Here is a 14271-nt window from a genome sequence, read left to right on the forward strand (position 1 = left end):
GACATTCCATCCTTAAAGAGAACATTTATCCCAGCTTGTTTGTAAGCGTCTGTCTTTCACCACAATAGGAATAAAAATACTGGCTTAAAACCTGCGTCTAGTGTATTTATCCATTCCACAGCTTTCCAAGCAGCTTACCCATAACAGACGACATCGACGCTCCTCTCATACACACCTTTGCATGGTGTCTGTTATTTCCAAATAGGATTCTTAGCATCGGAATAGTTCGAACTCTCGAGTTCTGGTTGTTTTCGCGCTCGAACTGGGTGCGTTATTAGGTCGTAGAAAATGAATAAGCGTTTTTTCCCCAGGGTCGATTTGCCACTGCTGATGGCGATCATTCCGATCATGCTATTGAGTACACTAACACTTTGGAGTGCCAGTGGCTTTAATGAGGCCATGCTCTTCAAGCATTTAGCACGCTGCGGACTGACCTTGGTTTGTATATTGGTCATGTCATCGATTCCCGCCGCTAGCTATCAACGCTCAGCTCCATATCTCTACATTATTGCGGTTGCGCTGCTACTTGCTGTCGCTTTGTTTGGCGATAGCACTAATGGCTCTCAACGTTGGCTTGATATTGGCTTTTTTCGCTTTCAACCCTCGGAGCTAATCAAACTCTCGATTCCAATCATGATCGCGTGGATGCTACATATTGAAGGCGGCAGACCAGATAGTAGGAAAATTGCATTTTGCTTACTCATCACTATGATTCCTGCTGGGTTAATCGCGCTACAACCGGATTTAGACGGTGCAGTTTTTACCGTCATTTACGCCTTATTCGTTTTATTTTTAGCTGGCATGAGCTGGAAAATAATCGGTGGCTTTGTCGCGAGTATATTAACGTTGGCGCCTATTTTGTGGTTCTTCGTCATGGAAACGTATCAAAAAAGCCGCGTTACTCAGTTCTTGCACCCGGAGTCGGATCCGTTAGGTTCGGGCTACCAAATCATCCAATCTTTAATTGCGATAGGCTCCGGCGGAATGAAAGGCAAAGGTTGGATGAATGCTACGCAAGGAACACTTGGCTTTATTCCAGAAAGTCATACGGACTTTATTTTTTCGACTTATGCCGAGGAGTGGGGTTTTGTTGGTAGTTTAGTCTTGCTCGCACTGTACTTGTTTATTACCGCGCGCGTCATGTTGCTTGCATGTCAGTCTGATCACTTTTTTAGTCGGCTTGTGAGTGGTGCATTAGCGATGAGCTTTTTCCTGTATGCTTTTATCAATACAGGCATGGTGAGCGGCTTGTTGCCAGTAATGGGAAGCCCTTTGCCGTTCTTTAGTTACGGCGGCACGGCCATGCTGACGCAAGGCATCTGCTTTGGTGTGATCATGTCACTGTGTTATTCCAAATATCGCAACGTATAATGCTGCTAGCAAAGAGTGCGATCAAAAAAGGCTTCCCGAGGGAAGCCTTTTTACAACGGTGGAAGCTAAAAAATTATAGCTCTGCGTTGTGGTAAACCTGCTGAACATCGTCACAGTCATCTAGAAGATCTAGGAATTTCTGGAACTTCTCAGCATCTTCACCCGCTACTGGAGTGTGAGTTTGAGGAACGAAAGTGATTTCTTCCACATCGATCGTTAGATCTGGGAACGCACCATTTAGTGCTGTCTTCGTCTTGAAGAACTCTGTATGAGGAGCGAATACAGTGATCACACCGTCTTCTAGCTCAACGTCAGTTACGTCTACATCTTCCATCATTAGCGTTTCTAGGATGATTTCATCATCGTCGCCTTTGAACTGGAATACCGCTTGGTGATCGAACATGTGAGAAACTGAGCCCTCAACACCAATTTTCGCACCCACTTTAACAAAGCATTGGCGTACATCTTGGAAAGTACGGTTGCCGTTATCGGTCAGACAGTCAACGATAACACTAGTACCGCCAGGGCCGAAGCCTTCGTAGCGCGCTGGTTGGTAATCTTCACCACCGCCGCCACTCGCTTTGTCTAGTGCTTTGTCGATAACGTGCGCTGGTACCTGATCTTTTTTCGCTTTCGCGATCAGGTGGCGAAGAGACAAGTTCATGTCTGGGTCACTACCGCCGTTTTTCGCGCACATGTAAATTTCTTTACCGTATTTGGAATAAACTTTAATTTTCGCGCCTGCAGTTTTCGCCATAGAGGCTTTGCGCACTTCAAAACTTCTTCCCATCGGGATGTCTCTCTAAATTCAAATTTAATGCGAAGGATTTTAGCAAAAAGCGAAACCTTTTCAATTTCGCTTAGCAAAGGAATGGGGAGGTTACCTCATTCGCCACATAGTTTTATACCGTTGTCACGATTCGCGTTAAGCGACACCCATTACTCGTTTGTACTTTTCGACCGATTGCTGAAAAAACGCTTTTTCATCAGCATCGTTAATCTTGGACAACTGTTCTTCTATTGCTTCAGGACCAGATTTGGCCTCTCTGAGCTTCCAAACCAAAAACGACGCTTGTTTATCCAGTTCGATTTTGTTTTTTTCATCAGGCGGCAATAGGGATAGATTGAACGACATTTACAGCCTCAAGGTACTTTAAATACTAGCCGCGCACTATAGCATACAGAGTTACAATTGCAGAATAGAAACGCACTTAACTTGATCAATTTCAAGTTAACTATTTGGGACCCGCACTGATTTTCAGTGCTTTTGGTAAAAACTGCTCGAATATTTGATGCAACCGATCTTTGGTCACAGGTTTGGCGACAAACTCATTCATACCGACGTCAAAGCAATGTTGTTGATCTTCCTTAATAACATTGGCACTCAACGCAATAATGGGAACGTGTTTCCCCCACTCTCCCATTTGTCGAATACGCTCAGTAGTAATGAAACCATCCATCACTGGCATTTGGCAATCCATAAACACCAAGTCAAAAGCTTGCTTCTCACATAGCTGAAGCGCTTCTTCACCATGATTTGCGACGCTCACTCGAACGCCGAGCTTTTCCAACATAATACGCACGACTTTCTGGTTTACGATGGTATCTTCAACAATCAATACCCAAGGTTGATTGTCATGCTGGAGGCTGGTTTCATTATCTTCAATTTTTGGAAACGTCAAAACATTAGGTCGTTCCGTGTAGGTAGACCGTGCTTTTACTACAACTGGAATCGAAAACTCAAAACAACTACCAAGCCCCAACTCACTTGTCAGTTGGATTTCTCCTCCCATTAAGTTCACCAACTGAGCACCAATCGCCAAACCAAGGCCGGTACCACCGTACTTTCTGGTTGTACTGCCATCGGCTTGTTGGAAACGTTCGAAGATCGCTTGTTGGTTCTCTTTCGCAATACCAATGCCAGAATCAACGACGCGAAATCGAATCATGGCGACATCATGCTCTTGACGTGTTAACTCAACAAGAAGCTTCACATGACCACGATCAGTAAATTTGATCGCGTTGCTCAACAAATTGTTCAATACCTGTTTTAAGCGTGCAGCATCACCTTGCACTTCCGCTGGCAAGTGAGGATCAATATCGCTAAGCAATTGCAGATTCTTCTGCTTGGCTTTGACGGTATGTAAGCTGATCACATCATCCAAAATACGGCGCAGATCATAGCTCGCATTTTCTAATTCGACTTTACCTGCTTCGACTTTAGAAAAGTCGAGAATATCGTCGATGATCGTCATTAAAGAGTGAGAAGAACTATCGATGATCTCTACAAACTCTTTTTGCTGAGGATCGAGTTTGGTGTCACCCAGTAATGAAGCGACACCAATAATGCCATTCATCGGTGTTCGAATTTCATGGCTCATGGTGGCAAGAAATTCACTTTTTTTGCGGTTGGCGACTTCCGCTCTATCTCTTTCTTCTTCAAGTTCAGTCTGATGCTCACGGACTTTCTCAACGCTTCGGTTGTATTTCTCCGCCAACACGCTCACTTCATCAAAACACCAACGCTTTGGGAGCGTAACTTTGCTTGGGACCTTCCCGCCACTAAAATCGCTCACGGCGCCGGAAAGCAGTTGGAGAGGATTGACCAAGAGGCGGAAGGCGACCCAAAGCACGCCAATTATGAGCAATAGGATCTTGATCGCTTCTGTCGTGAGTAAGAAAAAAAATTGTTGCCAAAGATCTTCATAAATCGAGCTCAGATCCGCCTGAACAGTCAATGTCGCCAGATCATAGGTTTTATCACCAACACGATATTGCATCGGCCAACTTCTTTCTACGACATCCTCAGAAAGTGCGGTGCCCAGTTCGACGATAACTTCATCTTCATTAGCGATACGTAAATAATCCACAGAGGGCATGCGCATTGCGCCCTCTGCTTGAGTGAGTAACAGCTCCCTATCCTCCACCCATAAGCTGGCAGAAAAGCTCGATAAGTAACTGGATTCGACCTGCTTTAGCTCGACGTGCAAATGGGCTAAATCTTCATTAAAAACTCGATATAAACTCACAGCGGAAATGATGACAGTAAAGATTAAACTCAACGTTAACACCGCCAACATAAGTTGGTTGCCGATACTAAATCGACGTTGAGATCGCTCTTTTTCATCCATATGAAATCGCTCCGATAAACTTGCGCTACTCTAAATATAGCCACGCGCAAATAATAATCGAGGATACGATGAAAAGACTTCTACTTAGATTGGCTTTTAGCTTTATTGCGATAGGAACTTATGCTACTGCCGCTGAAGTGAACTATTACGTTATCGCCGACCAAGCAAGGCCATTTCAAATAGAACAACAGGGGCAAATGCATTCCGGGATTGTGACTGACATCGTCAGTGCCATTTTCGCTGAATCGGATTATCAGGTGAATTATCACACTTATCCGTTTAAACGAATGATTTCCATATTAGAAGAAGGTGGCGAACCAAACTGGCTAACTTACGGCAGCCCAAACTGGGGCAAGGTGCAATCAGAAAACTTGTCTGAAGAGCCCATTTACACTGTAAAACATGTATTGGTATCGAGTAGTGAGAAACCGTTAGAGTTCAAGAATATGGACACTATGCATGGCCGATCTATCGTATTACTACTCGGTTTTGATTATCCGAATTTAATCCCATTCTTTGAGGATGGTAGTGTGAATGAAATACGCGTTAAAGATTATGATGCCGCATATCGAGTGATAACCCGAACACCAGGAGATACAGCCTTCGTCGAAATGGAATCACGCGTTATGTACAACTTAAAACGCCTCAATTTGTCGCTAGAAGATTTTCAGATCCAATCTTTCGACTCAGTTATCCCTGACTACTCGATCTATTTGGCCTTTTCGCCCCAAATGCAGCCAGAAACTCAGGACTACATCAATACACGTTTGGCTGAGTTAAAAACATCGGGTGAAATTGATGAGATCATTCAAAGGTATCAATAAATGACCTAACGAATGAAAACGCCAACGATTCTATCGTTGGCGTTTTCATCTATTGAGACATAGATGATGCTTTACTTGGTGTGATTGACAAACTTAGGATCAAACATGTGCCCTAATTTACTCGCCTTAGTTTGCAAGTAGTGTTGATTGCTTGGATTATTACCTTCTTGCAAGGGCACACGCTCAATGACGTTGATATCAACCGCTTTTAACGCAGCCAGCTTACGTGGGTTGTTCGTCATTAGTCGCACCGCATCAATGCCCAAATGCTCTAACATCCCTTTACAGAATGCGTAATCACGCATATCAGCAGCAAAGCCCAAACGTTCATTGGCTTCTACAGTATCGGCGCCATCGTCCTGAAGGTGATAAGCTCGAATTTTATTAATCAAGCCAATACCACGTCCTTCTTGACGCAAATAAAGCAGTACACCACATCCCTCTTCGACAATATTTTGTAGCGCCCTGTTGAGCTGAAAACCACAGTCGCAACGCGTACTAAACAAGGCATCGCCAGTAAGGCACTCCGAATGCAACCGAATAAGCGGTGCAGCGCTGCTTGCAGGCTCTCCATACACGAGGGCAAGATGCTCTTTGTTCGTGGCAGTTTCAACGAAGCCATACATCATAAATGTGCCCCATTGGGTCGGCAATTTGGCTTTATCGATGAACTTCACGAGATTGTAGGGCTCGACATGTCTCAGCTCAGCCCGAACGTTCATCAGAATTTCTCCTAAATGATTTTCTCCTTTACCGTCTCCCCCATCCCCCCAAAAGGCATCTTTGTGAGAATGCTCTGTAAGACAAGCGTTACCCGTTCTCATTAACTGCTGCGCTAAAGGTGGATTTTGCAGAAACTTTTCTCTAACGATGAAAGCCATAACGGCCAACTTCATATCCTCCCAGTCACTTCTGACAAAATGTTCGTATTTTCGACTTAAGGCGAACGCTTCATCTGGAGTGCTCGCGTGTTGAATTTTGCTTTGTAACTGCGCATCGAGGAACTTTTGGGCTTGATAATAATGTTCGCTGGTGGGCCAAGTTTGGGAGGATATATTGACTGGGGCATGGCAAAAATTGGAAAGAAAACCGTGGGGCTCATCGGGCTCATAAAAAAGGATTTGGTCAACCATACTCGCGCTCCTTGCTTTGTGGTCGCGATAATCAACAAAAAGCATATCGCTATTGATATATCTTTTAGTAACGCTAGGTAAGATTGTCAAACTTCTACACAGATGAAAATGAGTTTGGATCTAGAACTTTTTAGGTGAAAGAGAGGTGAATTAGAACGTTTGGATAAGAAAAATAAAGAGATGTGAGATGTTGTGGTAAGACGCAATGGCTAAAATGGAGCGAAAAATAAAAAGGGCAGCCCGACGACTACCCTATGGATTGCTATACCAAACTAGAGCAATCAGTGTATCAAGCCAAGCTCCCTTGCTTCTTCAATGGTCAATCCACTTTCACGGATTTCACGTAGCGCTTCAATGCGTCTTCTGGCTTCTGCTGATTTCACTGTTTTCTCAGGCTTCACAACGGCTTCTTCATCAGGTAATTCCCATTTGTGAGCGATGTTGGTCATCTCGTCATGGTCGATAGAATTAATGGACATATTTCCTCCGAACACACCATGTTTTCGATGCGTAATCTATAGCAAAACAGGAACGAGGTGGTAAGAAAAACTGTAGGGAAATGTGACCCCTCCCGCCCTTTCGTTAACTCCTTAATAGATCCATCATTTAAGTTTTGCCAAGGGGCAAATTTACGATTAGATTTGAATAATTCCCCCTAAGAAAAGTGTGCTGATCCAGCTCTCAATTCTCGTCTTCCTTGACTTCATTAACAACGCCGGATACCACTTTTTATTTCGCCTAACTTTCGAGTCACTTCACTGATTCACCGCTTGCCACTTTCTAAAAACCATCACACCTGATAATGATAATAATTATCTTTTACATTAGTAAGGTGTTTATATGGATGGTATTAACTTAAATCATGCATACCACAATAATCCGGTCATCCAGATCCGAGATTTATGCGTCGATTACATCACCGATAATGGTGATTTTAATGCGGTAAAATCCGTCAGCTTCGATATCGGCAAAGGAGAAGTATTTGGACTTGCTGGTGAATCGGGATGTGGCAAAAGCACGATCGCATTCTCGATCAATCGTCTCCATAAGCCGCCAGCGTTCATTTCTGGCGGTAAAATATTATTTGATGGCAAAGACATTCTTAACCTCTCAGATTCTGAGCTAACCGCTCTGAGGTGGAGTGAAATCGCCATGGTGTTTCAAAGCGCGATGAACTCACTCAACCCTGTCTTAACGATCCAAGAGCAATTCGCAGATGTATTGCGTCATCACCAAGGACTCACCAACGCTAAAGCGAAAGATCGAGCAGAAAAACTATTGGACTTGGTCAATATTCCACGAGAACGGTTAACGGAATACCCTCACCAATTTTCAGGTGGAATGCGTCAGCGCTTAGTGATTGCTATTGCTTTGTCTTTGAACCCTAAGCTGATCATTATGGATGAGCCCACAACCGCTTTAGATGTGGTGGTACAAAGGGAGATTTTACAACAAATCTATCAGCTTAGAGATGAATTTGGCTTCTCAGTACTCTTTATTACGCACGACTTGGCGCTGATGAGCCAATTGTGTGATCGCATTGCCATCATGCGGCATGGAGAAATCGTCGAAGTCAATCAGGCATACGAAATTCGTAATAATCCTCAACATCCCTACACACAAAAGCTATGGGCTTCTTTCCCAAACATCCACGACGTCCACAAACAACCAGAGCGACCAGGAGCGCAATCATGAATCAGCCTATCATCCAAATGAAAAACGTGATTAAAGAATTCAGAGTAGGCGGTGGTTTAGCGAAAGAGGAAACCTTCCGTGCGCTCCAAGGCGTGAGCTTTGATCTGTATGCAGGAAAAACGCTGGCTTTGGTTGGAGAATCAGGCTGCGGTAAAAGTACGTGTGCTCGCTTGATCACTAAAGTCTATCCGGCAACAGAAGGCGAGATCCTTTTCAATGGCACTAATATCAATGAGATTACGTCACGCTCAGCGCTCCAAGAGTATCGCAGTAAAGTACAAATGGTGTTTCAAGATCCGTTTGGCTCACTCAATCCAACTCATACCATTCGCCATCATCTAACACGCCCTTTAAAGATTCATAAGCAAATCCAAAGCGAGCGTGACATTCCTGCCCGCTTGGAAGCGCTTTTAAAGCTGGTGGAACTACCTGAAGAGACATTAAATAAGTTTCCTCACGAGCTTAGTGGTGGACAACGTCAGCGAGTAAACTTAGCACGTGCTCTCGCCGTCGGTTCGCAAATCATTCTTGCGGATGAGCCAACATCGATGCTGGATGTCTCCATTCGCCTCGGGGTACTGAATCTAATGCAGCGCATGAAGCAAGAGCTAGGAATCGGCTTTTTGTACATTACTCATGATTTGGCGACCGCACACTACATCGCGGAAGAAACAGCTGTGATGTACAAAGGGCAAATCGTTGAATGGGGTGATACACACTCAATACTGAAGAATCCGCAGCACCCGTACACCAAACTATTGATTTCAGCCGTTCCCGATCCAGATCTTCCTTTTGGTAACTTAGTGAAAAGTGAGCCAAACTATTCGATAGATGCCGATGAAATTCGTAGTCGTAGCAGCATCATTGTCGACGAATTTGATCAAATAGGACCCAATCACTATGTAAAACAATGGACTGAGGCTGCGTAATGGAATTGAGGACTTGGCAAGATCAGATCGCCATGTGGTATGAACATCGGAAGCATGATCAAGTTGAAAACCTGGAAGCGATCTTATATCAAGCGCCCGACGGCGTGTTTGGCCCAGAACTGAACGAAGTTCAAAGCAAAGCGATTGCTTGCTGGCTAGACGGTTGTTTACGTGTGTTTCAACATGCTAGGTACCGAGATCCTCAAAAAGCGTATCGAACCTTGCTTTACACGAGCGCAAAGCTCGAGCAAGCGGCATGTCAGGTATCGACCGATATTCTGATCAAAGATTGGTGTTTAAAGCGACTTCAGCACCTTACCGTTTTAGCTTTAGAGTTTTGTAATCAGCAATGCGATCAAAATGAGTGGCAACAACAAGCACATAACTTGATCGAGTCGCATGTTGCTTTGATGCGTTCTTTACACTGGAATGAAGCCAAGAAGCATGATCAAGGTTTATCTCATTAATCTGGAAAAATGATCAAGGCTTACTTTGAGGAATTTGAGGTAAAAAAAAGCGAGTTTCCTGAGGAGAAACTCGCGAAGTCTATTCAGAATGAATGTAACAATATGAGCCAATCTATTAATCATCAGAAAGGACAAAAGGTTGTCTATTCGTGATAAATAGTAGTCTCAGGCTTGGCTCCTAATGTCAGTGATTTGTTAGAGTTAAGTCTGTTTTTTATCATCGAAAGACATTGTTACATTTCAAATCAATACGCCACGCCTATTGCTTGATGTGTATCAAGCAACGCTTTTAAATCGCCATTTCATCCAGAGCGCGGAATACCATTTCATCCATGTGGCCATCGAAGATTTGACGGCACACCTTCCGACGTACCGCTAATCCAGCAATCAAGCGCTCAATGGTAAGATGCTTAACATCATTTTGGGTGTTAAACAGCTCGACGGTTTTGCTTAATGTCTCATAAGGAATTGGCTCATCCCCTACCCTTAGCCAATCAAGCTTCTCTATGTAATCAGAGCACTCTTCTTTGATTGAGGCATACGAGTGCCCTGTCATCGCAGATAAAGCCGTTATACTGCGTTCTAGAGCCTCTGGTGAGGTATATTTAGATAAAGTAATGGTGATCTCGTCTGCATTGATCTCTACCAGGTGTTTTCTTTGCTTCACGCGGCGGCCTAAATTCCCTCTTGGAGATGGCGCTTTGCGTTGGATAGGCTCAAATTCGCCGTCTATGATGCCTGAGAGCTCTTCAAGCTGTTGTCGGGTAACCATCTCATTACGAAGTGGGTTTGGCAGCGTAGGCGCCATGTTACGCTTTCCTGCGTTGGTTGTTCGCGCACGTGAATAACGTAAGACTTCTTCCACATCGCATTTAATATCGATCTGGTAGTCCATCACTTTGTCATTCTCGATCATAGTTTCGATCGTCAGGTGATAACCCCACAAATTCACGACAAACAGCTCATCCGTTCCCTTACCATCCGATAAACGCTTCAGCTCTCGGATCAAATCCATCGAGAATCGTCGCCATTCGATGTTACGTGCCAGCTTCTGGTTTAATTCACTCAGCAGCATGCAGTCAGTATGACGACGCACCATGCGGCTACGGAAGAAAGAATACAGTTGGAATACCAAAGTATGTTGCTTCAAGATCTCTGGTGGGAACAAGAAGAAATAATCACGCGTTAATAGTTCTTCATAAAACGAAGGCTCCCAAACCAAAATGTACAAGTTTGGCTTGATACGAATTTCACCATCGCTTCCCTCTACAGGCGCTTCTTCAGACGCAGTTATGGTTCGAGCAAGAAAACGAAAACGATCACTTTTGAATCCTTCTGGCATGTTTTCACTTAGCCAACGACCAGTAAGTTCATGCAGCTGGAAATCGGTAAACTCAATACGATCAATGCTGTCGCGAATAGAATCACGTGCTGGACCACTGTCTTTTTTGCCTCGAAGCGACAAAATATCAGTAATGTATAACGGCGTCTTGTTCGGCACATGTGCTGCGTCGAGTTGATACTGATCTTTGTGATGATCATGGTATTGCACGGTCAACGTGAACAGAGCAAACAAGGTCATCAGATCATCCACAGTCATGATATTTTTGGATGATCGCGTTTCAATAACCGCTTTGGTACCAGAGATCGACACCATGGATTTCTGATAACTTTTTCGAGTTCTTGGTGGTGCAAGTGCTTGGTCAATGATCCCAGCCCAATTCGTTGGAGACACGACAAATTGATCGGCTTCATCTTTCATTGTTGGAGGGATATTCAACCCATGTTCATTCAACAAACGCTTGTTCACTTGGGTTTGAGCCAATGCTTTTGAACGTTTTTGCTTTTCGTTTTGGCGTACTTTGTCTGTAACAAGACTTGTTGCACCCAACACTGAAATAAGCTGATTAGGATTAACAAACTTATGTAACATCGTCTTACCAGCAAGTCCTTCTTCAAACCGCACTGGAGTTTGAGTAAACAAACCAATGTTTACTGCTGCACGTAAGCGTTGTTGCAGAGCTGCACGAGTGAGTTGTCCGTCCGTTGCTTCCACAATCTCTGTGGTTGAAACCAATCCATCTTTGCTGCTGAAACCTCGCAATGAGATCAGATTAAGCAACTCTAAGATGCTTTTGGTCACCCCTTTGAAATGTTGGTACTGCTCTACCCAATCTGCAGAGGATTCATGTACCTCAAAAAGATGGCCATCCTTATGGCTTCTAGGTGCTTTAATCAGAATTTTTTCATCAGCCGTCATTTTAGATCCAGATCACACTAGCCGTAGTTGTGCTATGGTTCCGAAGAATAAAGAAAAACAGATCATAAATAAAGAAAAAAGATTGTTTTTTAAATAACTGATCTTTTTGATTAATCTGATCTTAATTGATTATATGATCTAATGATCTGGCTATCGTTTTGCCGCTAAGTGCATGTTCTATAAAGTGATTATTTTCATGCATGTCGGAACTATGATCATCTTAATTCTGAAACTATGATCAACAATAGCCTGAAAGCATGATCACATTTGCTCGTAAGCATGATCATTAAGTTTATGAAAAGATGATCAAAAGAGTCTTGAAACGATGATCATGATGTTTTTACAGGTTATCCACAGATGCTGTGTTTAATAATGATCTTAATGAGAATTTTATTGAGCATTGTCGATGTTATTGATACTCGGATCGATGATCAAGAGCTGAGATAGCTATCGTTCTGGAGACAATACTGATGATAAATTACGCATGTGATGAAAATACATCCAAGTAGCTCTTATTCCGCAGTAAAACCTAGTTTCGGACTATTCTTAGGAAGCATGATCATGAGAGTAAGATTTATCATAGTAACTTGAACAATTTCATTGTTCCGGCTTCTCTATCCACTAATTTCTTCTCCATCCCCCATTCTGACTGCATTTAACCGTAAATTAGAGACAAAAATTCATGCTTCCGAGAGATTCTATAGCTTGATCATATTTCCGATTGATGGATCTTATTTAATCCGTGTGTTTACACCCTCGTCTACTTTATTTTTCCATGATCATGCTTTCGTATTTGTGTTTTATCATGGAAGCATGATCATAAGCATACCTTGATCATACTTCCATAGGAACATCACTTGAACAGCCCTTTTTGGCTCGGATACATGATCAAGGTTGTTATTAGCGTTCATGTTGAAAGATTGCTTTCTATTTTTTGTTTAAATTAGGTTGGCCTAACATAATCCGTAATTTAGCTTAAGAATATAATCGTTCCGGTAGAAAATTGATTTACATTGTAAATGAGTGACGCCGTAACACTTTTGTTTTTAAGTTTAAGGTGTCCATTTATTCGAAGATTATTTAATTAAAAATAGTTATGTTTTTTACCATAAATCATAAAAGCGTCGATTTGAGTGTTTTTTTATGTGATGGTTATTCAAAATGTTCGTGCACCTTTTTGTTGTTTTTGGTCTTTACTGCTGTACAATTGCAAGCATAAATCCTTCCAACGGAATTTGGCATGAAAAGAGAAAAAACGATTGAAAACCTTCTTGAGTTGGCGGAGCTGACTCAGCAGGTTCAAGCTGACCGTATTGAAATTGTTTTAGAAGAGCGAAGCGATAACTATTTCCCACCAATGTCTAAGGCGATGATGGAAACCCGTTCAGGTTTAACTCGTCGTAAGCTCGATGACGCGATTGGTAAGATGGAAGCGGCTGGCCATCAATTTACTAAAAATAACGCGAATCACTATTCAATTACGTTAGAAGAAGCACATATGCTTATGGATGCGGCTGAAGTGCCTAAATTTCATGAGCGTAAGAAGAATTCAGGTAACAAACCTTGGATTATTAACGTGCAGAACCAGAAGGGTGGTACAGGCAAATCAATGACAGCGGTCCATTTAGCGGCATGTTTAGCGCTAAATTTGGATAAACGCTACCGTATTTGTTTAATCGACTTAGACCCACAAGGCTCGCTACGTTTATTCCTCAACCCACAAATCAGCATGGCAGAGCATGACAATATCTATTCTGCTGTAGACATTATGTTGGGTAACGTGCCTGATGGTGTAGAAATTGACAGTGAATTTTTGCGTAAAAACGTATTGCTGCCAACGCAATACCCGAACTTAAAGTCGATTTCAGCGTTTCCAGAAGACGCAATGTTTAATGCTGAAGCATGGCAAACGCTATCTGAAGATCCATCACTCGATATCGTTCGTCTGCTAAAAGAGCAACTGATTGATAAAATTTCTGATGACTTCGATATCATCATGATTGATACCGGCCCACACGTTGACCCACTAGTATGGAATGCGATGTATGCATCAAATGCATTGTTAATCCCTTGTGCGGCTAAGCGTCTGGACTGGGCTTCAACAGTAAACTTCTTCCAGCATTTGCCTACGGTATATGAAATGTTTCCGGAAGACTGGAATGGTCTTGAGTTTGTTCGCTTGATGCCAACCATGTTTGAGGACGACAATAAGAAGCAAGTTTCTGTTTTAACTGAAATGAACTATCTTCTAGGTGACCAAGTTATGATGGCTACTATCCCTCGTAGCCGTGCGTTTGAAACCTGTGCCGATACCTACAGCACAGTATTTGATCTGACAGTAAGCGATTTTGAAGGCGGTAAGAAGACGCTAGCCACCGCACAAGATGCTGTTCATAAAAGCGCACTGGAATTAGAGCGTGTGCTGCATTCTAATTGGCCGTCATTGAATCAGGGGTAATAA

General features: G+C 43.0%; 12 protein-coding genes. 6 read left to right on the top strand and 6 right to left on the bottom strand.

Translation table 11 applies throughout. The features are described 5' to 3' along the window. Positions 1-288: 288 nt before the first annotated feature. Positions 289-1371, top strand: a complete 1083-nt coding sequence (gene rodA, locus MTR11_RS09750) for a rod shape-determining protein RodA (protein ID WP_005392081.1) — start codon at positions 289-291, stop codon at positions 1369-1371. Positions 1372-1444: 73 nt separating this feature from the next. Here rodA and MTR11_RS09755 read toward each other — a convergent pair whose 3' ends face one another. The 3 genes from MTR11_RS09755 to MTR11_RS09765 all read right to left on the bottom strand — a co-directional run bounded on the left by MTR11_RS09755 (position 1445) and on the right by MTR11_RS09765 (position 4502). After that, the gene (locus MTR11_RS09755; RefSeq protein ID WP_005392082.1) at positions 1445-2161 is read right to left on the bottom strand and encodes a YebC/PmpR family DNA-binding transcriptional regulator; all 717 of its coding nucleotides are present in this window, start codon (positions 2159-2161) and stop codon (positions 1445-1447) included. 135 nt (positions 2162-2296) lie between these two features. Further along, positions 2297-2506: a DUF3283 family protein gene (locus MTR11_RS09760; RefSeq protein ID WP_005374484.1), complete on the bottom strand. Its 210-nt coding sequence runs from the start codon at positions 2504-2506 to the stop codon at positions 2297-2299. Between the two features lie 100 nt (positions 2507-2606). Then, positions 2607-4502, bottom strand: coding sequence for an ATP-binding protein (locus MTR11_RS09765; RefSeq protein WP_243327407.1), 1896 nt, complete (start codon positions 4500-4502; stop codon positions 2607-2609). A gap of 68 nt (positions 4503-4570) precedes the next feature. On the opposite strand from MTR11_RS09765, the gene MTR11_RS09770 reads away from it, so the two are divergent. Beyond that, the gene (locus MTR11_RS09770; RefSeq protein WP_006740908.1) at positions 4571-5326 is read left to right on the top strand and encodes a substrate-binding periplasmic protein; all 756 of its coding nucleotides are present in this window, start codon (positions 4571-4573) and stop codon (positions 5324-5326) included. A gap of 71 nt (positions 5327-5397) precedes the next feature. Here MTR11_RS09770 and ribA read toward each other — a convergent pair whose 3' ends face one another. Beyond that, on the bottom strand, positions 5398-6459 hold the full coding sequence (gene ribA / locus MTR11_RS09775; RefSeq protein ID WP_074190277.1) for a GTP cyclohydrolase II: 1062 nt from the start codon (positions 6457-6459) through the stop codon (positions 5398-5400). Positions 6460-6740: 281 nt separating this feature from the next. Beyond that, positions 6741-6938 carry a PA3496 family putative envelope integrity protein gene (locus MTR11_RS09780; protein ID WP_005392088.1) on the bottom strand — a complete coding sequence of 66 codons (198 nt, stop codon included), beginning with the start codon at positions 6936-6938 and terminating at the stop codon, positions 6741-6743. Between the two features lie 361 nt (positions 6939-7299). Between MTR11_RS09780 and MTR11_RS09785 the strand changes: the two genes are divergently transcribed. From MTR11_RS09785 to MTR11_RS09795, 3 genes are read left to right on the top strand one after another with little or no spacing between them, the layout of a single operon-like run. Further along, a complete protein-coding gene (locus MTR11_RS09785) occupies positions 7300-8154 on the top strand; it encodes an ABC transporter ATP-binding protein (RefSeq protein ID WP_243327408.1) in 855 nt (284 codons plus the stop codon). Then, complete coding sequence (locus MTR11_RS09790; RefSeq protein ID WP_170892440.1) at positions 8151-9083, top strand: ATP-binding cassette domain-containing protein; 933 nt, start codon at positions 8151-8153, stop codon at positions 9081-9083. Before MTR11_RS09785 ends, MTR11_RS09790 begins: the two co-directional genes overlap by 4 nt. Next, positions 9083-9550: a transcriptional regulator gene (locus MTR11_RS09795; protein WP_243327409.1), complete on the top strand. Its 468-nt coding sequence runs from the start codon at positions 9083-9085 to the stop codon at positions 9548-9550. Before MTR11_RS09790 ends, MTR11_RS09795 begins: the two co-directional genes overlap by 1 nt. Before the next feature lie 289 nt (positions 9551-9839). On the opposite strand, the gene MTR11_RS09800 is transcribed toward MTR11_RS09795, so the two are convergent. Next, positions 9840-11810: a replication initiator protein RctB domain-containing protein gene (locus tag MTR11_RS09800; RefSeq protein WP_243327410.1), complete on the bottom strand. Its 1971-nt coding sequence runs from the start codon at positions 11808-11810 to the stop codon at positions 9840-9842. A gap of 1240 nt (positions 11811-13050) precedes the next feature. Between MTR11_RS09800 and MTR11_RS09805 the strand changes: the two genes are divergently transcribed. After that, positions 13051-14268, top strand: a complete 1218-nt coding sequence (locus MTR11_RS09805; protein ID WP_243327411.1) for an AAA family ATPase — start codon at positions 13051-13053, stop codon at positions 14266-14268. Positions 14269-14271: the final 3 nt, after the last annotated feature.

The sequence above is a fragment of the Vibrio sp. CCB-PB317 genome (genome assembly GCF_022808245.1).
GTDB classification, from domain to species: domain Bacteria; phylum Pseudomonadota; class Gammaproteobacteria; order Enterobacterales; family Vibrionaceae; genus Vibrio; species Vibrio diabolicus.